20 protein-coding genes are annotated in these 19,664 nt (G+C 39.2%); 11 read left to right on the forward strand and 9 right to left on the reverse strand.

Annotated features, from left to right (window positions below):
- Nucleotides 1–159 precede the first annotated feature (159 nt).
- Nucleotides 160–1,512, reverse strand: a complete 1,353-nt coding sequence (locus tag AC07YT_RS07465; protein WP_086545457.1) for a sensor histidine kinase — start codon at nucleotides 1,510–1,512, stop codon at nucleotides 160–162.
- Nucleotides 1,512–2,189 (reverse strand): response regulator transcription factor, encoded by a 678-nt coding sequence (locus tag AC07YT_RS07470; RefSeq protein ID WP_086545458.1) that lies wholly within the window; start codon nucleotides 2,187–2,189, stop codon nucleotides 1,512–1,514. The genes AC07YT_RS07465 and AC07YT_RS07470 overlap by 1 nt, the downstream gene beginning before the upstream one ends.
- A gap of 109 nt (nucleotides 2,190–2,298) precedes the next feature.
- Here AC07YT_RS07470 and AC07YT_RS07475 point away from each other — a divergent pair, with 109 nt between their 5' ends.
- Entirely contained in the window at nucleotides 2,299–2,928 is a 630-nt protein-coding gene (locus tag AC07YT_RS07475) for a DNA-3-methyladenine glycosylase family protein (RefSeq protein WP_086545459.1), read from the forward strand.
- A gap of 158 nt (nucleotides 2,929–3,086) precedes the next feature.
- Here AC07YT_RS07475 and AC07YT_RS07480 read toward each other — a convergent pair whose 3' ends face one another.
- The 3 genes from AC07YT_RS07480 to fucP all read right to left on the reverse strand — a co-directional run bounded on the left by AC07YT_RS07480 (nucleotide 3,087) and on the right by fucP (nucleotide 7,162).
- Nucleotides 3,087–3,869: an L-fucose dehydrogenase gene (locus tag AC07YT_RS07480; RefSeq protein WP_086545460.1), complete on the reverse strand. Its 783-nt coding sequence runs from the start codon at nucleotides 3,867–3,869 to the stop codon at nucleotides 3,087–3,089.
- 262 nt (nucleotides 3,870–4,131) lie between these two features.
- The gene (locus AC07YT_RS07485; protein WP_086545461.1) at nucleotides 4,132–5,769 is read right to left on the reverse strand and encodes a UxaA family hydrolase; all 1,638 of its coding nucleotides are present in this window, start codon (nucleotides 5,767–5,769) and stop codon (nucleotides 4,132–4,134) included.
- Between the two features lie 82 nt (nucleotides 5,770–5,851).
- Nucleotides 5,852–7,162: an L-fucose:H+ symporter permease gene (fucP, locus tag AC07YT_RS07490; protein ID WP_086545462.1), complete on the reverse strand. Its 1,311-nt coding sequence runs from the start codon at nucleotides 7,160–7,162 to the stop codon at nucleotides 5,852–5,854.
- Nucleotides 7,163–7,489: 327 nt separating this feature from the next.
- Between fucP and AC07YT_RS07495 the strand changes: the two genes are divergently transcribed.
- Nucleotides 7,490–8,359 carry an AraC family transcriptional regulator gene (locus AC07YT_RS07495; RefSeq protein WP_086545463.1) on the forward strand — a complete coding sequence of 290 codons (870 nt, stop codon included), beginning with the start codon at nucleotides 7,490–7,492 and terminating at the stop codon, nucleotides 8,357–8,359.
- A gap of 753 nt (nucleotides 8,360–9,112) precedes the next feature.
- Here the strand turns inward: AC07YT_RS07495 and AC07YT_RS07500 are convergent.
- A complete protein-coding gene (locus AC07YT_RS07500; protein ID WP_086549268.1) occupies nucleotides 9,113–10,072 on the reverse strand; it encodes a GlxA family transcriptional regulator in 960 nt (319 codons plus the stop codon).
- Nucleotides 10,073–10,206: 134 nt separating this feature from the next.
- Here AC07YT_RS07500 and AC07YT_RS07505 point away from each other — a divergent pair, with 134 nt between their 5' ends.
- The 9 genes from AC07YT_RS07505 to AC07YT_RS07545 all read left to right on the forward strand — a co-directional run bounded on the left by AC07YT_RS07505 (nucleotide 10,207) and on the right by AC07YT_RS07545 (nucleotide 15,631).
- On the forward strand, nucleotides 10,207–10,701 hold the full coding sequence (locus tag AC07YT_RS07505) for a DinB family protein (protein ID WP_086545465.1): 495 nt from the start codon (nucleotides 10,207–10,209) through the stop codon (nucleotides 10,699–10,701).
- A gap of 3 nt (nucleotides 10,702–10,704) precedes the next feature.
- Nucleotides 10,705–11,211, forward strand: coding sequence for a DinB family protein (locus AC07YT_RS07510; RefSeq protein ID WP_086545466.1), 507 nt, complete (start codon nucleotides 10,705–10,707; stop codon nucleotides 11,209–11,211).
- A gap of 15 nt (nucleotides 11,212–11,226) precedes the next feature.
- Complete coding sequence (locus tag AC07YT_RS07515) at nucleotides 11,227–11,646, forward strand: hypothetical protein (protein ID WP_086545467.1); 420 nt, start codon at nucleotides 11,227–11,229, stop codon at nucleotides 11,644–11,646.
- Entirely contained in the window at nucleotides 11,636–12,025 is a 390-nt protein-coding gene (locus AC07YT_RS07520; RefSeq protein WP_494945255.1) for a DUF1801 domain-containing protein, read from the forward strand. Before AC07YT_RS07515 ends, AC07YT_RS07520 begins: the two co-directional genes overlap by 11 nt.
- A gap of 26 nt (nucleotides 12,026–12,051) precedes the next feature.
- Nucleotides 12,052–12,471: a VOC family protein gene (locus AC07YT_RS07525; protein WP_086545468.1), complete on the forward strand. Its 420-nt coding sequence runs from the start codon at nucleotides 12,052–12,054 to the stop codon at nucleotides 12,469–12,471.
- Nucleotides 12,472–12,730: 259 nt separating this feature from the next.
- Nucleotides 12,731–13,108 carry a DoxX family membrane protein gene (locus AC07YT_RS07530; RefSeq protein ID WP_086545469.1) on the forward strand — a complete coding sequence of 126 codons (378 nt, stop codon included), beginning with the start codon at nucleotides 12,731–12,733 and terminating at the stop codon, nucleotides 13,106–13,108.
- A 99-nt stretch (nucleotides 13,109–13,207) separates the two neighbouring features.
- A complete protein-coding gene (locus AC07YT_RS07535) occupies nucleotides 13,208–13,639 on the forward strand; it encodes a DUF2147 domain-containing protein (RefSeq protein ID WP_086545470.1) in 432 nt (143 codons plus the stop codon).
- A gap of 7 nt (nucleotides 13,640–13,646) precedes the next feature.
- Complete coding sequence (locus tag AC07YT_RS07540) at nucleotides 13,647–14,666, forward strand: WD40/YVTN/BNR-like repeat-containing protein (protein WP_086545471.1); 1,020 nt, start codon at nucleotides 13,647–13,649, stop codon at nucleotides 14,664–14,666.
- 149 nt (nucleotides 14,667–14,815) lie between these two features.
- A complete protein-coding gene (locus AC07YT_RS07545) occupies nucleotides 14,816–15,631 on the forward strand; it encodes a TerC family protein (protein ID WP_086545472.1) in 816 nt (271 codons plus the stop codon).
- 1,253 nt (nucleotides 15,632–16,884) lie between these two features.
- Here the strand turns inward: AC07YT_RS07545 and AC07YT_RS07550 are convergent.
- From AC07YT_RS07550 to AC07YT_RS07560, 3 genes are all read right to left on the reverse strand, one after another.
- A complete protein-coding gene (locus tag AC07YT_RS07550) occupies nucleotides 16,885–17,748 on the reverse strand; it encodes a dienelactone hydrolase family protein (RefSeq protein WP_086545473.1) in 864 nt (287 codons plus the stop codon).
- Nucleotides 17,749–17,810: 62 nt separating this feature from the next.
- Nucleotides 17,811–18,812 (reverse strand): phosphotransferase, encoded by a 1,002-nt coding sequence (locus AC07YT_RS07555; RefSeq protein WP_086545474.1) that lies wholly within the window; start codon nucleotides 18,810–18,812, stop codon nucleotides 17,811–17,813.
- Nucleotides 18,812–19,564: a TlpA family protein disulfide reductase gene (locus AC07YT_RS07560; protein ID WP_086545475.1), complete on the reverse strand. Its 753-nt coding sequence runs from the start codon at nucleotides 19,562–19,564 to the stop codon at nucleotides 18,812–18,814. Before AC07YT_RS07560 ends, AC07YT_RS07555 begins: the two co-directional genes overlap by 1 nt.
- Between the last annotated feature and the right edge of the window lie 100 nt (nucleotides 19,565–19,664).

Consider the following 19,664-nt stretch of genomic DNA (forward strand, 5'->3'; position numbering starts at 1 on the left):
GAATTAAAGGGAGATTAAACGGAAATTAAAAGGGAATTAAAGTTGGGACGCTAATTGTCCTGCTGAATTTATTTTAGCATCTATTCTGTCGCTAAGACCCTGAAATGAATTCAGGGTGACGATCGAGTTGTAAAATTAGAATGAAGTAATAAATAGCTACTAAAGCTTTGTCAATCTCACCGTAAAAGTGCAACCTCCTTTTTCAAGATTTGTGGTAGTTATTTCACCTTTTAGCAGATCGATAATTTTTTGAGCCATATAAAGTCCCATTCCTTCGCCATGACGACCAAAATCTTTTGCCCGCGTATAAAAGGGTTTGAAAATATTTTCCTGTTCCTCAGTAGCGATACCTGTTCCATTGTCCGTAATGTGAATGAGAAAGTCATTTTCAGCTGCTTCAACAACAACGCTTACCTGTTGATTGTCAGAAAATTTAAAAGCATTTGAAATGATATTATCCAAGACAATTTGTAATAGTACAGCATTGGCCAATATTTCAGGTTTTGGATCAATGGGATTTTGATAGGTAATTTTAAGGTCAAGGTTTTTCTGCGCTTTCCACTCAGATTGTATTTTGAGAAGCAGGTGGTCTAACCTGATTGGAATAAGTTGAGAATTGATCAGTTCCAGATCCATTTTTGCAAGAGCGAGCAATCCGGTAATGATGTGTTCCATTTTCTCGGCATCTTCGAGCATAGAAGCAATTACCTTTTCATAAGCTGTATGGTCTCTTTCTTTGGATAAAGCTAATTCAGCATTCATCATGATCCGCGTTACGGGTGTGCGAAGTTCGTGAGAGGCATTGGCCACAAAGGTTTTCTGTAAAATAAAAGCCTGTTCCAGTTCTTCCATTAAATGATTGAAGCTTTTGGCAATCAGGTTGATTTCATCTTTATTGTGCTTTTCTTCTACCCTGAACTCCATGTTCTGCGAGCCCGCCTGTTTTACTTCCTGCATAAACTTTTGTAGGGGTTTTAGCATATTTTGTGCAATCCACCGGCTCAACAATAGCACGATGAGGAAAATTAGAATGAAGATGAAAATCATGATCTTCAATAACTTATCGAGCCTGTTGTGCGAGCCTTGATCATCTGCTGAAGCCAGGATTACAAAGTCGCCCTGATTATCTTTGTAATAAATGCCAACTACCTGCCGCTGGCCATCAGTATATTTTAAACGGCCTTTTTTGCGAACTTCATCGATAGTAGAATTAGTCCAGTATTGAGCAGAATCGCCAATAAAGGTGGCCCTGTTTTTATTGTCGTAAATGCGAGTAACTTCGCCGTTTAACTTTTGCAGGTATTTATGGCGCACATTGTTCAACGCATCCCGACTAATTTCGTCGGCTTCGAGGTAAAGTTTGGCCGTAACCATGGTACGGTCGGTGAGGCGCTCGAAAAAATCTGCTTCCAAAAATTTCATGAAAGTAAAATACACAGTACAAAGTACAGCAAACAGCAATGAGGTGCTGATCAATGTAAAATATAATGCTATGCGATCCTTTATTTTCATTATTTCAGGATATAACCCATATTGATTTTGGTGTGGATGAGTTTCCGTTCAAAACCCTTTTCGATCTTTTTTCGTAAGAAATTGATATACACATCAATTACATTGGTTCCGGTTTCGAAACTGATGTCCCAAACTTGCTCTGCTATAAATTGCCGCGAGAGTAAACGGTTGGGATTGTGCATAAACAGTTCGAGCAGCACAAATTCTTTGGCGCTAAGTTCAATGGTTTTTCCTCCACGGCTTACTTCTTTGCTGTAAGTATTGAGCACTAGGTCTTCGAAATATAATTTATGATCAGTTTGAGCGGTAACAATAGGTTGTCTGCGTAAAAGTGCAGCAACTCTTGCCAGGAGTTCTTTCAGGTGGAAAGGTTTTACCAGATAATCATCAGCCCCAGCTCCCAGGCCTGTAACCTTATCATCAATAGCACCCAAAGCGGTAAGCATCAAAATCGGTGTTTGCACGGCATTTCCACGGATGTGTTTACAAAGCTGAATGCCGTTAAGCCGCGGCATCATTACATCGATAATGAACAGGTTAAAGCTTTCGCCCAAGAAAAGCTCCAGTGCATCAATACCGTTGGCTACAGTAAACACCTGGTAATCGTTTTCTTCGAGTGCCGATTTTAAGAGTTCAGCAATTTTAGGGTCGTCTTCAGCTATTCCAATCTTTAGCATCCGACAAAAGTAACCATCTCATCTTAAAATGGGATTAAAATGGTTAATTTGTTGATTGTATTATAATTGAATATACAAAATTGATCCGTTCCAATCAACATCCATAAAAATGTTCGAAACTTTTGATCAGACCAACTTCCACCAGCTTTGTAATTTAGTAGGCAGCAGCGATGCAGATTTACAACCCATCTTGGATAAATATGGATACCCACCTTTCTGGTCGAGACCGAATACTTTCGAATCACTTATACATATTATCCTGGAACAACAGGTTTCTTTGGCATCAGCATTGGCTGCCTTAAATAAGCTGAAAGAAAAGATAGGAGAAGTTGTGCCTGAACGCTTATTTTTGCTTACCGATCAGGAATTAAGAGATTGTTATTTCAGTCGGCAAAAAACGATTTATGTTCGTCATTTGGCCGAAAGCCTGATCAGTGGAACATTGTCTTTAAGCAAAATGGAAACAATGGACGATGTAACTATTAGAAACCAGCTTAAAAGCATTAAAGGTATCGGCGATTGGACGGTAGATATTTACCTGATTTTTACTTTGCACCATACCGATGTTTTTCCGATCGGTGATTTGGCTGCGGTTAACTCATTAAAGAAAGTAAAAGGCTTGGAAGCAGGGCTTAGTAAAGAAGAAATATTGGCAGTAGCTGATCAATTTAAACCTCACCGAACCATTGCTACAATGTTGTTATGGCATGCTTATCTGGAAGAAAGGAAAAAGAAATAGCTTAGTTAAGCGCGTTACGTCATTCCCAACCCGATAGCTATCGGGTTGATTGGGAACCACAGTGTGCTCATGAAGATAATCTTAATGCCAAATACTAGTGCTTTAAGATTACCCGCCTGCGCGGGAATGACGCGTCTTGATGAATTGAGTATAAATATTTACAACAAAGCCCTATCCAGGTGTACGTAACCGCCATCCACATGGATCAGCTGGCCTGTAGTATGACTGGATTTATCTGATAATAAGAATACCGCCATGCTGGCAATCTCATCCACACTGGTCATTCTGTTTTCAAAAGGGATTTTATCGGTAATGTTCTTTAGTTTTTCATCACGGTCTTCAAAAGAGTTAATCCATTTCTCGTATAACGGAGTCCAGGCTTCGGCCACAATAATGGCATTAACACGAATGCTAAATGGCAACAATTCTACTGCCCACTCGCGGGTTAAGGCATTTCTGGCACCGTTAGATGCGGCATAACCAGATGTTCCACCTTGTCCGGTTTCTGCAGTTTTGCTACCGATATTTAAAATCGAACCCTTGCTTTGTTTAAGTGCAGGCAGGGCATGTTTGGCTAAAAGGTAATAATGCACCACATTTTTATGTAGCGATTCCATAAAACCTTCATAAGTGCCATTTTCAAGGCCAACACCATCGTTAACTCCAGCATTGTTCACTAAGCCATCTATTCTGCCATATTTTGCCAATATTGCATCAACAATGGTTTTGCAGCTTTCAGGTGCGGTAAGCTCTGCCGTAAAATAATCTGCTTTTAAGCCTAGATCTGTTATTTCCTGAAGCATTTTCAGGTTATCATTTTCGTTACGGCCAATAATGATGGGGAAAGCATTTTCAATAGCTAAAGCTTTCACAATTGCTGCGCCAATGCCTTTTGCGCCACCGCTCACCAGGATTATTTTGCCGTCTAAATTTAAATTCATATTTGGTTAATGTTTTGTTGTTATAACTGCTGAGCGCAAAGCGTTTAAGTTGAAAGCATTACGAGGTTGTATCATAAATGTAGATTTGTCATCCTGAGCTTGTCGAAGGACCTATTTAAACTCTCTTAAGGTGTTTCGACTACTTGTCCCGATTCTTCGGGAAACTCAACATGACAGCATCTGACCTGAATTGCCTGTATCATGCTAACTCAAATTTAGCTCAGGACATACATCTTTCCTCTTCCCTCGTCCATCTTCCATGTTAAAGGCTTACGCCTCTTTTCCAGGGGATAAAATCATCCTGATTAAGTTGTACCGCTTTAGGGATCTCCTCGCCGCTGGCCACTTTAATACAGTATTCCAATATATCTTCGCCCATTTCGTTAATGGTTTTTTCGCCATTGATTACAGCGCCTGTGTCGATATCGATAATATCACTCATGCGTTTCGCCAGGATCGAATTGGTTGCTACTTTAATGGTGGGGCAAACCGGATTTCCGGTTGGAGTACCCAAACCGGTGGTGAATAAAATTAAGGTTGCGCCGGCAGCCGCTTTACCTGTAGTTGCTTCCACATCATTCCCTGGTGTACAAACCAAACTTAAGCCTGGTTTAGTGGCAGGTTCAGTATAATCTAAAACATCGACAATAGGCGCGGAGCCTGCTTTTCGTGCAGCACCTGCCGACTTAATCGCATCGGTAATTAAACCGTCTTTAATGTTGCCTGGAGAAGGATTCATGTAAAAACCAGAACCCACTTTATGCGCCAGATCATCATATTCCGTCATTAAACGGATAAACTTTTCGGCGGTCGGCTGATCCACAGATCTATCAATCATTTCTTGTTCTACACCACAAAGTTCAGGAAACTCGGCCAATAAGACCTTGGCGCCTAAGGCCACCAATAAATCGGCACAATATCCAACAGATGGATTGGCTGAAATGCCGCTAAAACCATCGCTACCGCCACATTTTACACCCACACACATTTTGCTTAATGGTGCTGCTGCGCGCGCTTGTTTATTAATGAACATCAATCCTTCAAAAGTACTGCGGATAGAATTTTGGATTAATTCTTCTTCGCTTTGTGCTTTTTGCTGCTCGAAAATTAAAAGGGGTTTATCAAAATCAGGATCAAGTGCAAACAAGTCGCGTTTAAAATCTTCTACCTGCAAATGCTGACAACCTAAACTTAAAACCGTAATACCGGCTACATTGGGGTGATGGGCATAAGCCGCCAATAATTTGCTCAGCGTATCCGAATCCTGACGTGTTCCGCCACAGCCACCATTATGTGTGAGGAATTTAATCCCATCTACATTTTTAAAGGTTCGGCTGGCTTTATCTACTTTAGGCTCGAAACTAATGTTATGGATATCTTCTCCATTCTCGTAGGCCTGAACCAGTTTGTGGGTGTAAGATTTATATTTATCATCTACTGCATAACCCAGCTCACTATACAGCGATTCTTTAATGATATCGAGATTTCTGTTTTCGCAAAATACAGTCGGAATAAACAACCAATAGTTTGCGGTACCCACTTCGCCATTTTTACGGTGATAACCATTAAAACTGCGGTTGGCATATTTACTAACATCAGGTGCTTCCCATTTATAATTAACATTGCGATAGGCAAATGGCTCTGCTGCATGTTTGGTATTCTCCACATTCATTCGCATACCCGCTTTTACATCAAACTGTACCTTTCCAACCAAAACGCCATACATCATTACCTCATCGCCTGCTTTCATATCCTGCATAAAAAATTTATGCTTGGCAGGGATTTCATCAACAGTAACGTAGGTATTTCCTTCATGCACTATTTCGGTGTTTTTAGGTAAATCTTGTAACGCAACCAAAACGTTATCTGCATGGTTAATCTTGATGACTAATTTTTTCATCTATTTATAATCTGTTTTTATCGGTTATGAAGCCGTGATGATTTTATATTCGTTTTGAAAAATCATGATGGCTCATTGTATATTATACTTCTAAACTAATTTCTTTTTCAATGTGATTGGGTTTCCATCCTTTCCAGCCGAAGTAGAAAACCACTAAAAAACATACAAAAGGCACTAAATACCCATATTGTATATTGTGTGTTGCATCTGATATTAAACCCAATACCGGCGGTAAAAAAGCACCGCCAACAATTGACATTACAATTAACGACGAACCCAGTTTTGTATCCTTGCCCAGACCTGCTATACCCAATGAGAATATGGTTGGGAACATGATCGACATAAAGAAAGAGACGCCGATTAAAGCATAAACGGTAATCATGCCGCTTGCAAAAATAGATACGAGGGTAAGTACAGCACTGATTAATGCGTAAAGCATTAACAATTTATGGGCAGCTACGTATCTCATGAAGAACGTTCCAGCGAATCTGCCAACCATAAAAGCCAGGCCTGCTGCACCGGCATACCATTTTGCTGCATCCTGACTGATACCAGCCGATGAGGTGACGAAACTGATAAATAAACTCAATACACAAACCTGTGCGCCTACATAAAAGAATTGCCCAATAATGGCCCAGCGTAAATGGCTATGGCCTAATACATGACTAAAACTGCTTTTTTCCTGGGCATTTTCTTCTTCCTTAATATCAGGCAGCTTGGTGAAAATAAACAGGATGGCTACCACAATAATCAGAATGCCTAAAATTAAATAAGGTGCTTTTACCGTCGAGGCCTCTTCAAGCATATAAGCCTGTTTTTCTAAAGGCAACATTTTCGCCAACTGGGCATCGGTATATTTTACTTCTGTAAAAATAAATTTACCACCGAGTACGGGGGCTAAGAATGCCGCTAATCCATTAAATGACTGAGAGAAGTTTAATCGTTGGGTAGCGGTTTCCGGTGGCCCTAACACGGTAACATAAGGATTTGCCGCGGTTTCTAAAAAGGTTAAACCACAGGCGATAATAAAAAGTGCGCCTAAGAAAAATATATACTGTGCGGTATTTGCTGCGGGTATAAATAATAAACAGCCGATGGCGAACAAAACAAGGCCCAGTATAATACCGCTTTTATAGCCGTACTTGCGCATAATATAGCCTGCAGGCAGTGCCAGTAAAAAATAAGCGATAAAAACAGATGAATCGACCAGGGTAGATTCGAAAACGTTTAACTGGAAAGCTTTGCGCAAATGCGGAATTAATACCGGATCGAGGTTATGGACAAAGCCCCAGAAGAAAAACAGGCTGGTGACCAAAATTAATGGGAATAAGTATCCCTTGCCGTTTTTTGGCGTATCGGATACCTGAAAGTTTGTTGATGGTGTGTGGCTCATATGATGTTTGGTTATAAATGGTTAAGCAGGTTCTGCCAAGATAAAAATAGTTAAACTTCTGGCTCCGTGGGCACAATGATCAATTTAAACCAGGTTTTTCCAGCAATGCTAAGCTTGCAAAGGCAACTTTAGGATACAACTGGTCTATATTATAAGGAATAAATAATCCAACTTTCATAAAATGTTTTTAGTGAGTTGTTGCTTTACAAATTAAGCCGTTAAGCGTTAATAAAAATTTAACTTTATTACCTAATTATTAAATGATATTGGCTCAATTTTTTACATTGCAAAATAATTTTGCATATTAGATTGATTTTTTAAGATTTTATGAAACCGCATTTACTTAATGTATCTACTAATTCGGTAGATTCTTTTAGCGCTCGAAGAGATGTTATGCCCGATATAAACAACCGCTGGCATTACCACTCTGCTTTAGAATTGATTTACGTTAAAAAAGGCAGAGGAACGCAGTTTATTGGCGATAGCATTAAAAATTTTAAGGATGGTGATGTTGTTTTATTGGGGAGCAATTTGCCCCATTATTGGCGCTTTGACTCCGAATTTTTTGACGAAAAAGCGGGTGAACCGGTAGATGTTTATGCGATTCATTTTAAAGAGGATTTTTTAGGCAAGGATTTTCTCGAGCTTCCAGAAAATCAGGAAATCAAAAAAGTTTTGCTGCAATCGCGACAAGGCATTCAGCTGCAAGGAATTTCGAAAGAGCGGATTGCCAGTTTAATGCCGCAGATTATTGAGGCTACAGGTACGATGAGGATTATAAAAATACTCGAAGTATTAACTGAAATAGCCAATTGCGAAGAAAAAAATATATTGGTTTCATTAGGATTTAAACCAAACTTTTTGGAGAACGAAAAAGACAGGATCCAGTCTATTTATAACTATACCATCAGCAATTACAAAAATAAAATAGAACTAAAGGAAATTGCTGCGGTAGCTAAAATTAGCCCCAATTCGTTCTGTAAATTCTTTAAAACTAAAAGCAGAAAAACGTATACGCAGTTTCTGAACGAGATCAGGGTAGGGCAGGCCTGTAAATTATTGATCGAAAATGATCTTACGGTAAAAGAAATCTGCTACGACTGTGGGTTTTATAATTTTACCAGTTTTCATAAATATTTTAGAGAAATAACTGGCAAAACGCCATTAAAATACCAGCAGGCTTTTTCTAAGCAATAGTGTTTTTTGATGTTTGGTACAGATTAAAGCATTTATAGCCCCGATTGCATCCATCGTGTGGACACAACTTTGTTAGCCTGTATTGTTTGCACATAGTCCAAAGGCGTTTGTTATACTGTCCCGAAGCTTCGGGATCAGCATTTTTCCTTGCTATTAAGCCCCCTTGTTCTTAAATAAACTATCTTGTTGGTTTTTTTTCCGCTCTCTGCCGCGGGGGCATGGTAGTTTTTCGCAGATTATGTTGTTTTTATTTGTGCTCAAGAATGCTGGCGCATTTTGGAGCGCCAAAGTACCCAAAGCGCTTTGTCAATCCGGCAATGTGGCTTTTCACTACCCCATGCTCATCAAAAAAACAGCGGCACTTCGTTTAATCAGGAATTGTTTTTCTTTTCTTTGGTCTGATTGAGCCCTTCGGGGTTTGTGTTCATACCTTTTAAAAACTGGGAATCATGATTATTGAACACAAAACCACTGCGTTTAAGGTTTGGTAGTGCTATTTGTTCTATTCTGCAACTGTTTTTTTGATTTTTCTGCCACTTGGGATTGACGACGTTCTTCGGCAAACTTGAAGTTTATTAACGTTGGTTGGCAAAATGCATAAAAAATCCAAATCAAAAGATGTGTTCATACAATAGGATAAGCGGGACAGCCATTTACCAAGAACCACAAGCTTTGCGCTTCAAAAAAATAAACAGCCAGTCTGAAATATGGTATCTAATTAAACAACGGGCTGGAAAGTCTCAATTCTTAAATCTACCTGGCCTGAAATTTATCTCTATACTGCGTTGGCGTCATGCCGACTGATTTTCTGAACACTTTTCTAAATGCTTTTGGATCGTTATAGCCGGAATTGTAAATCACCTCTGTCATTTGCTGCGCCGTTTGCTCTAATAACTTTTTAGCGGCTTCGATACGGGTTTGCTGAAGATACTCGATAGGGGTAATGCCGATGACCTGTTTAAAGCGACGCACAATATTTCTTCTACTGGAAGGAATATCTTTAATCATCTCTTCAATAGTGGCCACATCCTGGTAATTATTTTCAATTTTTTCTTGCGCAGAGGCAACGATATCGTCATTGTGGTGACGGATAGGCTGGAAGGTGCTAAAATAAGATTGGTTTACGCGGTCCATATCGATCGCAAAAATCTTGGCCACTTTAACGGCCATGTCTTTTCCGCAATGAAGCTGTAAAAGATGCAGTAATAAATGAAAAGTAGAGGTGGCGCCACCACTAGTAAATAATTTGCCATCTTGTGTTACCGTTTTATCAGCCTTTAAATGAACCAAAGGGAATGCAAGAGAAAAAGCAGAGCAGGCATCAACATGTGTGGTGGCCGCTTTGCCATCCAACAGTCCCGATGCGGCAAGTAAAAATGCCCCGGTACAAAAGGTCGCAATTTCGGCCCCTGCTGCATGTTGTTTATTTAACCATGGGATATAACCCCTGTTGGCCCCAATGCAGTCTTTAATATCATTGGTTGCAAATGATGGCACTAAAATCAATTCAAACTGCCCGGTTTTTTGCAAAGGCACGCAAGGATGTGTACTAAAATTATAATTTTTATCGTCGAGGGTAATTAAACTAATGTTAAATGGCGTTTCAAGGGCATCTTTTCTGTAAAAACCATTAACTGTATCAAATACGTCTAAAATAGCCGCTATGCTTAATAATCTGAAATTTTGGGGCAGTAAAACACCTACTTGTATCATTTGGTTAAAAATTAAGGTATCGTAAATATATAAAAATTGTCTGAAATGCCCCTTAAGATTGACTTTTACGGCAAGGGTGTTCATCTGAATTAAGCCCTAACTTTATTCAAGTTAATTACCTAACCAATAACGATATGAAAACCACACCAACGAGTAGCAGAATGTACGGCTTTATTGTGCTTTACGAAATGCAGACAGATTTTTTATTGAGGGCTTTGGATGGCATAGACCAAAAGGATGCCCAAAAAAGATTAGATACTAAAGCAAACCATATTGCATGGATTACAGGGAGTGTGGTACATGGGCGCTATTTTTTAGCTAAATCATTTGGAATCGATCTCCCCTCTATAACCGACGAACTTTTTGAAAACAATAAAGGCATTATTGATGATGCCACTTATCCATCGTTAGCAGATTTGATAAAAGACTGGACAGCAATTTCGCCAAAGCTGCAGGAAGCTTTAACCCAGGCTACCGATGAGAAACTGGAAGAGAAACTCAGTATCCCCGGAATGGAAATAACATTGTTTGAAATGATCAGTTTTAGCAGCTACCGCGAAGCGAACTGTATCGGACAGATTGCCTTATGGCGGAGGTTATTGGGATACCCTGGAATGAATTACATGTAAGTTATGGAAAAGATAATAAAAGAAGCTAACGAAACTTTGTCGGCATTAGAAAATACGTTATCAAAATTTGATACCGCGCAAATTAATGTGGTACCTTTTGAAGGAAGCTGGACGGCAGGCCAATTGGCCGAACATATGATTTTGTCGAATTCGGGTTTTCTGGAAGTGATAAATGGTCCGGTAACCGAAACAGATAAGCCAGCCGATTTGATGGTAGCGCAGATTAGAAATGATTTTTTGAATTTCAATGTTAAGTTCAATTCACCTGAAGAGATTTATCCTGAAGATAAAACCTATCATCAGTATGCATTATTAGAAAGTTTGAAACAGATCAGGGATGGGATTTCAACTGCTATAGCAGGACTGGATTTAACTAAAACCTGCAGCGCCTTTGAGTTGCCCGGTTATGGTTTTCTAACCCGTTTAGAGGCGGTTTATTTTGTAATTTATCATACACAACGACACGTACACCAATTAAAAAATATTTACAACGAGCTGGATAGCAATTGATTTTTAACTAAATTTATGAGAAACAACAGGCTTAATCTGCTAAATCCCTATATCGGTAAATGGAAAACAGAAGGTTTAACAAAATCGGGTGATGTCATTACCGGAACAGATACCTATGAGTGGGTTGACGGCGGTTTTTTCTTAACACACCAGGTAGATGTGATGTTCGGTGATAAAAAGATCCGCTCATTAGAAATTACACATTATGATGATATGGAAGATGTTTTTAGGTCGCAATCGTTCGATAGTGAAGGTAATATTGCCATATCAACCCTTAAAATTTACGATGATATCATTTTAATATTTGCCGATACGGAAAGATTTAAAGGAAATTTCAAAGCCAATACCATTGAAGGAACATGGGAACAGTTTGATGGTAAAAACTGGGTGCCATGGATGGACATTAAATTAACGAAACTTGCACATGAGGAGTAAGGAGCAGATGCCGAAAGCAGATCAGGTTAATGATTACATGGAAAAACTTGAGCATCCTTTTAAGCAGGAAATCGAGCGGTTACGGCATATCATCCTGAATGCAAATCCTAAACTGCAGGAAAGGATTAAATGGAATTCACCAAGCTTTTATTATATAAAAGATCTGGCTGCTTTTAACCTTCGGGCAAATGGATATGTACAGATCATTTTTATTTTTTACGATGGAAAAATGATCGAAGATTCATCGCTATTGCAGGGCAATTGGAAAGATAGGCGAGAGGCAAGGTTTTACAGCATGATTGATATTGAAGAGAAACAGGTTGCGCTGGAGCAGTTTGTAAATAACTGGATTAAACTAATCGAAACAAATAATAATTAACCATCCCGGGAAAAAACAACAAAACAATGGCTACACTTAACACCTATTTAAATTTTAACGGTAACACCGAAGAAGCATTTAACTTTTATAAATCTGTTTTCGGAGGCGATTTTCTTGTACTGCAACGCTTTAAAGATTCGCCGGGATGCGAAGGCATGGAGGTAGGCGATCAGAACAAAATTATGCATGTCGCTTTGCCGATTGGCGGCAACATACTGATGGGGACCGATATTACCGACCCAATGCCTGCATCTACTTTCGGTACCGGAATCTCACTATCAGTTGATGCGGGAAGCGAAGAAGAGGCACACACCCTTTTTAACAGCCTATCAGCAGGTGGAACAGTAACAATGGCTTTAGAAAAAATGTTCTGGGGCGCGCTTTTTGGTATGGCTACCGATAAATTTGGTATTCAATGGATGGTGAATTACGATTATAATAAATAGTCGGAAGTGAGGGAACGGGGGGGGAGTCCTGAGTCCGGAGTCATGAGTCCTGAGTCATGAGTCTGTAGTTTTGGATTGGTGGCTAATGGTTAATGGCTCATGGTTGATAAACTTTGGCTATTGACCAATGAACTAATGACCAATGAACTAATAACCAATGAACTATTGACTAATGAACTAATAACCAATGCCCAATGACTATTGAACTATAAGTAACTTTTATTATTTTTAAATATAGAAACCCAAAATTAAAACCACTATGAAAATTGCAGTTATTATTGTACGCGTGCTTTTAGCCGCCATGTATCTTTTTGCTTCTGTGAGCTATTTTCTTAATATAATGCCGAAAGCTCCGGAAATGACCGCGGCACAAACGAGTTTTATGACTGGCTTGATGGCCTCCGTGTATCTTTTTCCATTGATTAAAATAACCGAACTGGTGGGAGGTATACTATTGCTTATTGGCCGTACAGCACCTTTAGCTGCGCTGGTAATTTTCCCGGTTACCTTAAATATTTTTCTTTACCATGCATTTTTAGGTCCGAAAGATTTGCCGATGGTTGCAGTGATGCTCCTGTTTAATTTATTCTTGTTTTATGCTTACCGGGCTAAGTATTTACCAATCGTTTCGAAGTAAATTTTATAGTTTTTAACATTCTCATACTTTTTCTCTTTATTTAGTGTTTTGATATAAGGTGTAATTATTATCTTTAAAAACTAACTAGAAATAAAAAATATGAGGAAGTTACCATTTTTAATGTTGCTTTTTGTTGCGGTATCGTTTTCTGCATTTGCGCAGAACAAAGATGCTATTGTGGGCAAATGGCTTAATCCTTCAGGAGAAGGGCAAATAGAAATCTATAAAAAAGGCGATAAGTATTATGGAAAATTAGCCTGGATGAAGGAGCCGAATTTAAATGGTAAACCTAAATTAGATGCGAAAAACCCTGACGAAAAGTTACAGAAGCGCGCTTTATTGAATCTGGAAATACTGAAAGATTTTGTTTACGATGATGGTAAGTGGACGGATGGAACGATTTACGATCCGAAAAGCGGTAAAACCTACAGCTGTAACCTGTCTTTAAAAAGTAACGATGTGTTAAACGTTCGTGGTTATGTTGGTATTTCTCTTTTAGGCCGGTCAGAGACTTTTAGACGAGTAAAATAATTTATAAATGAAGAGAATTTTATGGTGCCTTTTAGTGGCACCTTTTTTTTGCGCTGCGCAATCGTATTCCATTAAACCATTGAATGAAAATACCAAAACCAGTTTACGTGGGTTAAGTGTGGTATCAGACCAGGTTACCTGGGTAAGTGGTAGTAATGGATCGGTAGGAAAAACTACTGATGGTGGTATAACCTGGAAATGGTTAAAACCAAAAGGGTACGAGAAAATCGATTTCAGGGATATCGAAGCTTTCGACGATAAGCAGGCCATTATTGTGGGTATTGCCTCTCCTGCATATGTTTTGAAAACCACAGATGGTGGCGAAACCTGGACAGAAAGCTATAAAAATGTAGATTCGGCCATATTTTTGGATGGGCTAAGTTTCTGGGATAAAAATAAAGGACTCATTTTTGGCGATCCCATAAATGATAAAATGCAGTTGCTTAAAACTGTAGATGCCGGTAAAAGCTGGCAGGATATTTCTGCAAACCTCAAAACTAACTTAAGCAAAGGCGAAGCCAGTTTTGCGGCCAGTGGTACAACCATTAAAACATTACCTGGTGGCAAAACCTGGATTGCATCAGGCGGAACCGTATCTAACATTTACTTTTCGCCCGATTATGGCCAAACCTGGCAAGTATTTAAATGCCCGATTTTACAGGGCGAGGGGAGTACCGGTCCTTTTTCAATAGATTTTTTTAATGAAAAAACAGGTGTAACAGTTGGGGGTAACTACGTAAAAGATAAAGAAAATTCGAATAATATTCTTTTAACAAGCGATGGGGGGAAAACATGGCAAAAGCCAGCTACGCCGGTTTTAGGCTTCCGATCAGGCGTAACCTATATTAATGCTAAAACTTTAATCGCTACGGGTACCTCAGGAACAGATATTTCTACAGATGGTGGTCAGAACTGGAAACACATTTCCGATAAAAGCTTTAATGCGATTCAAAAAGCGAAGAAAGGAAAACAGATTGTGCTGGCTGGAGAAAAAGGTAATATTTACCAACTGGAGATCAGCAAATAAAATTTCAGACCTGTAAGGTAAAGGTTTTATTGATAAAGTAGCTAATCTGAAAGACGATTTAACTAATAAAAAAGATTGAAGCATTTTGGACTGATAAATTTTGTTTCTTTGCTGCCCAACTAATACTTTAATTAACACACACGCCGTCAATGGATTTTTTGCACACGATTTTAGGTGATGATATACAGGCCGGATTACTCATTATTTTAAATTTAATTGTGATCGAAAGTTTGCTTTCGGTTGATAATGCTGCTGTTTTGGCTACTATGGTAATGGATTTGCCAAAATCGCAAAGAGAAAAAGCTTTAAAATATGGTATTATTGGCGCATATGTTTTTAGAGGGATCTGTTTGTTCCTGGCTGCATGGCTAGTTAAAATCTGGTGGTTGAAACCACTTGGCGGTTTATACCTGTTGTACCTGGCTTTCGATTATTGTAGAAAAAAGAACAATAAAGGCAAGGAAGAAGAAGAGGAAGTAGACAAAAGCAAAAGCTGGATTTATAAATCTACTGTTGGCTTAATGGGGAATTTTTGGGCAACTGTTGCTTTAGTAGAGGTAATGGATCTGGCTTTTTCTATCGATAATGTTTTTGCTGCTGTGGCTTTTACCGATCATATCTGGTTAATCTATATTGGTGTTTTTATCGGGATTTTGGCTATGCGTTTTGTAGCACAGGCATTTGTTAAACTGATGGAGAAATTTACCTTTTTAGAAACGATAGCATTCATCGTAATTGCTGTTTTAGGAATTAAACTTACTTCATCCTTAGTAACACATTTCTATAAAGATTCGCCTGTTGCCCGTGTTATTGAAAGTGAAAGAACCGATCTTTTTGTGTCTGTTTTTACAGTGGCAATTTTCATTATACCCGTATTAACATCCTTATTGTTTAACTATCCTAAAAAACATAAAAGCGATATCATCATTTCGGGCGATGCTGAAAAAGTATTGGATAAATTTTAATCGGATATGTTGAAGGGGGATTTATTTTGGCACTTTTTTACCACCTGAGACACCTAAGGGCAGCTAAGAAATATCATGCCGAAATAGAGCAATTGTTATTGCATATCGGACGATGACTTGCCTCGGCTTTTCCAGGAAGCAATTTTGTAGCGCAAGGTTAGTTGTTTTTTTTTTGGAAAGCAGTTACAGCACTTTTCGGTGTTGGCAGTCCCGCTTTTTATTTCAAGTCCTCGCTCGTGCCTCGCTGTGGGCTTTACATTGCAATCGGGTTTAAAGGGCCGCGTTAGTGGTACGATTAGGGTATTATTCTACCTGCCACTGTTAAATAAACCCGACAGAGCGGATAGCCCGCAACGCAGTGAGGACTATAAGCGATGGCGGGGCTACAGCACCTATGAAACACCGAACGTACGTTTCCAAAATAGAGCAATTGTTATTGCATATCGGACGATGACTTGCCTCGGCTTTTTGGAAGCAATCTTATTAAGTCTTTATGCAAGGTTAGTTTTTTTGGTGAAAGCAGTTACAGCACTTTTCGGTGTTGGCAGTCCCGCTTTTTATTCCAAGTCCTCGCTCGTGCCTCGCTGTGGGCTTTACATTGCAATCGGGTTTAAGGGGCGGCATTAGTGGTACGATTAGGGTATTATTCTACCTGCCTCTGTTAATAAACCCGACAGAGCGGAATAGCCCGCAACGCAGTGAGGACTATAAGCGATGGCGGGGCTACAGCATCTATGAAACACTGAACGTACGTTTCCAAAATAGAGCAATTGTTATTGCATATCGGACGATGACTTGCCTCGGCTTTTTGGAAGCAATCTTATTAAGTCTTTATGCAAGGTTAGTTTTTTTGGTGAAAGCAGTTACAGCACTTTTCGGTGTTGGCAGTCCCGCTTTTTATTCCAAGTCCTCGCTCGTGCCTCGCTGTGGGCTTTACATTGCAATCGGGTTTAAGGGGCGGCATTAGTGGTACGATTAGGGTATTATTCTACCTGCCTCTGTTAATAAACCCGACAGAGCGGAATAGCCCGCAACGCAGTGAGGACTATAAGCGATGGCGGGGCTACAGCATCTATGAAACACTGAACGTACGTTTCCAAAATAGAGCAATTGTTATTGCATAGCGGAAGATGACTTGCCTCCACGCTTTTTGGCGAAGCCTTTTAAATTTGGTTTAATTGCATCTTTAACAGATTTCTCCATTCCGCTGCACTCCACTCGAAATGACGGACGGACATGGCGAATTTAATTTATTACCTCGTTAACACGGCCAGTTTTTGTTTAAACAGATCAATTGTTCTGCTCCAGGCCAGTTTTGCAGCTGCTTCATTGTATCTGGTGGGTGAGGTATTGTTGTTAAAAGCATGGTTTACCCCATCGTAGATGTAAACTTTATAATCAATTTTATTCTCTTTTAAAGCCTGCTCATAAGCTGGAATTCCGGCATTGATGCGTTCATCCAAACCTCCGTAATGTAACATTAAACTGGCTTTAATCTTCGGAACATCTGCTACATTGGCCTGTGCGCCATAATAAGCAACAGCGGCCTGCAGTTTAGGGTCGTTAACCGCTAATTTATTGGCCATTCCACCGCCCCAGCAAAAGCCAACACAGCCAACTTTACCGTTTCCGTCTTTTCTTTTGCGTAAATAATCCAGGCCTTTTAAATAATTCTGTAAGTTCTTTTCAGGATCTAATTTCCCGATCAGTTCGCGCCCCTTATCTTCGTCTGCAGGGGTTCCGCCAAGCGGCGAGAGCGCATCAACACCAAGGGCTAGGAAACCTTCGGCGGCTACACGTTTAGTAACATCAATAATATGTGGATTCAGACCTCTGTTTTCATGAATAACCAGTACGCAACCCAAATTCTTTTTGCCTTTTGGTTTAGCCAGTACAGCTTTCATTTCACCATCAACACCTGTATAGGTAATGTTTTCAACTTCGATATCATCGCTGGTAAAATCTGCCGCGGCCGCATAATTATTCTCCAGCATCGGCAAAATAGTCATGGCCAGTGCAGTGCTGCCCGCCAGGATAGCCAGCTTTCTCATAAAATCTTTTCTGCTTACCTGACTGTGGGTATACTCATCATACAGGTTAATTATTTTCTGATCCATCTTATTGATTTTGAATTACCATACAAGATAAACAAGGATGTCGAGATTTAAGGTAGCATTGCCTAAAAGTTACAATACATTTCTTCCCATTTTTTAATCAGCGTTACACGGTGTTTTGTATATCGGGGGCTTAAAAAAGCATTCGACCAATCATCGTAATTATCATAAAAGAATTTCAAAAAGAAAATATGAAAGGTAATGCCCAGGTAAGGGATGGCTTTTAATTCATCATCAGTTAAGGGGCGCACCTGTTGGTAAGCATTTAAAAAGGTATTAAAATCCTTTTCTGCCTGTTCTTTTGTAATCAGGTTATTGAGCTGATGAAAGAAATAGTGGTTAAGGAACGACATTAAATCGTTAATCAGATAACCTTCGCCTGCAAAATCGAAGTCGAAGAAGGTAATTTTTCCCTGCTCATCAAAATGGAAATTTTTAGGAAAGAAATCATAGTGACAATAACCATAACTGAATTTTGAAGTATCGAATGCTTCGAACTTTTTAACTACTTTTTCTGAAATGTTGCGCAAATATTCATATTCTTCCTTCATTTCTGAAAGATGAGGTTCGAGATCTTTTAAGGGTTCAAATAAAGTGGTTTCGAAACTGAATACAGGTCGTGGGTTCCCGAGTTTTAACGAAGCAGTAGTTTGATGCAGTTTGGCCATGTCTTGCCCCAATTGGATGAGCTGTGTATCTTCCAGGTCTAAAATCACTTTTCCTTCAGCAAAAGAAAACAACACGCCGTTTCTAACACCCTCTATGGCATTAAGCTGTTGGATCTGTTTTCCTTCCACATCTGTAACTGGCCAGGAAACCGAATTTCCATTTGCTTTTAAAATGTTGAGCAATTCTACTTCAGCTTCGATTTCGTTGCGTTTCCGGTGTGCATCGCGGTAAATTTTGAAGATATATTTCTGTTGCGGATTTTCCAGAATATAAGTATCACTTACATTTCGGATGAGTAACCGGCATGTTGTAGACGGATTTAACTGATATGCTGTAATTAAATAATCCTTTAAAGCCGCGGCTGATAAAGTGGAATATTGGGCTGGGAAAATGTTCATTATTGTTGTAAAACAGCTTTTATAGCATTTTTTAATCCGGGAATGGTAATTTGAGAACTACCGGCAATGGCATACCTTATAACATGGTTTTTATCGGTGACAATATACGATGGATAACTTTTTATTTGATAGGCATCGGCAATGGCGCGCCCCGAACTAATTAATTCTGCATATAACAAAGGTTTTTCTTTTAGTTTAGCTGCAGCAATTTTCTGCTCATCAGTGGTAATTGCCAGCACTAATAAATCCTTTGTGTTATCTACTTGCTTCATAAAGGTACCAATATCTGCAAAGTCTTCTGTACATGGAGGGCAGTTTGCGTACCAGAATACCAAAACAATGGCTTTATTTTCGAGCCTTTCTTTTTCATAAAATGCAGTTAAGGGAGAAACATCCAGTGTTTTGCCCTCAGCGATAGCAGAATTATTGATTTTCATGAATTCTTTTATCATTTCATACCTTTTGAATTGTTCTTCCTGAGAGATTTTCTTTAAAAAGGCTTTAGTGGTTGGCAGAGATGGATTTCCGTCATAGTTAATCGAATATTCTCCCGTATTCATCACCTTGCTATATTGATAATAGCGGAGTGCTTTCCCCGTTTCATCGTATACAACTCTGTTGGTATCGAGTTTGCTATGTGCTATTGAGGTAGATACTTTAATTACTTTTTTTTGAACGGATTTTGACGTGTCCTGGGCAAAAATCAAGGCACAGGAACAAATTGATAGTAAGAGCGTAAATAGATATTTCATAAGATTTGACTTTTGTAGGCAATTTAACAATTAGTTTTAAGATTAGCCATTAATTAAGACTACCTTACCGCCCTTAGGCGAGCTGTTTTAAGATTAATTT

Source organism: Pedobacter sp. GW460-11-11-14-TSB4 (genome assembly GCF_059423705.1).

What these genes read in the sequence shown, in the direction of transcription:
- AC07YT_RS07465 (WP_086545457.1), bottom strand. Translation starts at nt 1,512, where the DNA reads ATGAAAATAAAGGATCGCATAGCATTATATTTTACATTGATCAGCACC.
- AC07YT_RS07470 (WP_086545458.1), bottom strand. Translation starts at nt 2,189, where the DNA reads ATGCTAAAGATTGGAATAGCTGAAGACGACCCTAAAATTGCTGAACTC.
- AC07YT_RS07475 (WP_086545459.1), top strand. Translation starts at nt 2,299, where the DNA reads ATGTTCGAAACTTTTGATCAGACCAACTTCCACCAGCTTTGTAATTTA.
- AC07YT_RS07480 (WP_086545460.1), bottom strand. Translation starts at nt 3,869, where the DNA reads ATGAATTTAAATTTAGACGGCAAAATAATCCTGGTGAGCGGTGGCGCA.
- AC07YT_RS07485 (WP_086545461.1), bottom strand. Translation starts at nt 5,769, where the DNA reads ATGAAAAAATTAGTCATCAAGATTAACCATGCAGATAACGTTTTGGTT.
- fucP (WP_086545462.1), bottom strand. Translation starts at nt 7,162, where the DNA reads ATGAGCCACACACCATCAACAAACTTTCAGGTATCCGATACGCCAAAA.
- AC07YT_RS07495 (WP_086545463.1), top strand. Translation starts at nt 7,490, where the DNA reads ATGAAACCGCATTTACTTAATGTATCTACTAATTCGGTAGATTCTTTT.
- AC07YT_RS07500 (WP_086549268.1), bottom strand. Translation starts at nt 10,072, where the DNA reads ATGATACAAGTAGGTGTTTTACTGCCCCAAAATTTCAGATTATTAAGC.
- AC07YT_RS07505 (WP_086545465.1), top strand. Translation starts at nt 10,207, where the DNA reads ATGAAAACCACACCAACGAGTAGCAGAATGTACGGCTTTATTGTGCTT.
- AC07YT_RS07510 (WP_086545466.1), top strand. Translation starts at nt 10,705, where the DNA reads ATGGAAAAGATAATAAAAGAAGCTAACGAAACTTTGTCGGCATTAGAA.
- AC07YT_RS07515 (WP_086545467.1), top strand. Translation starts at nt 11,227, where the DNA reads ATGAGAAACAACAGGCTTAATCTGCTAAATCCCTATATCGGTAAATGG.
- AC07YT_RS07520 (WP_494945255.1), top strand. Translation starts at nt 11,636, where the DNA reads ATGAGGAGTAAGGAGCAGATGCCGAAAGCAGATCAGGTTAATGATTAC.
- AC07YT_RS07525 (WP_086545468.1), top strand. Translation starts at nt 12,052, where the DNA reads ATGGCTACACTTAACACCTATTTAAATTTTAACGGTAACACCGAAGAA.
- AC07YT_RS07530 (WP_086545469.1), top strand. Translation starts at nt 12,731, where the DNA reads ATGAAAATTGCAGTTATTATTGTACGCGTGCTTTTAGCCGCCATGTAT.
- AC07YT_RS07535 (WP_086545470.1), top strand. Translation starts at nt 13,208, where the DNA reads ATGAGGAAGTTACCATTTTTAATGTTGCTTTTTGTTGCGGTATCGTTT.
- AC07YT_RS07540 (WP_086545471.1), top strand. Translation starts at nt 13,647, where the DNA reads ATGAAGAGAATTTTATGGTGCCTTTTAGTGGCACCTTTTTTTTGCGCT.
- AC07YT_RS07545 (WP_086545472.1), top strand. Translation starts at nt 14,816, where the DNA reads ATGGATTTTTTGCACACGATTTTAGGTGATGATATACAGGCCGGATTA.
- AC07YT_RS07550 (WP_086545473.1), bottom strand. Translation starts at nt 17,748, where the DNA reads ATGGATCAGAAAATAATTAACCTGTATGATGAGTATACCCACAGTCAG.
- AC07YT_RS07555 (WP_086545474.1), bottom strand. Translation starts at nt 18,812, where the DNA reads ATGAACATTTTCCCAGCCCAATATTCCACTTTATCAGCCGCGGCTTTA.
- AC07YT_RS07560 (WP_086545475.1), bottom strand. Translation starts at nt 19,564, where the DNA reads ATGAAATATCTATTTACGCTCTTACTATCAATTTGTTCCTGTGCCTTG.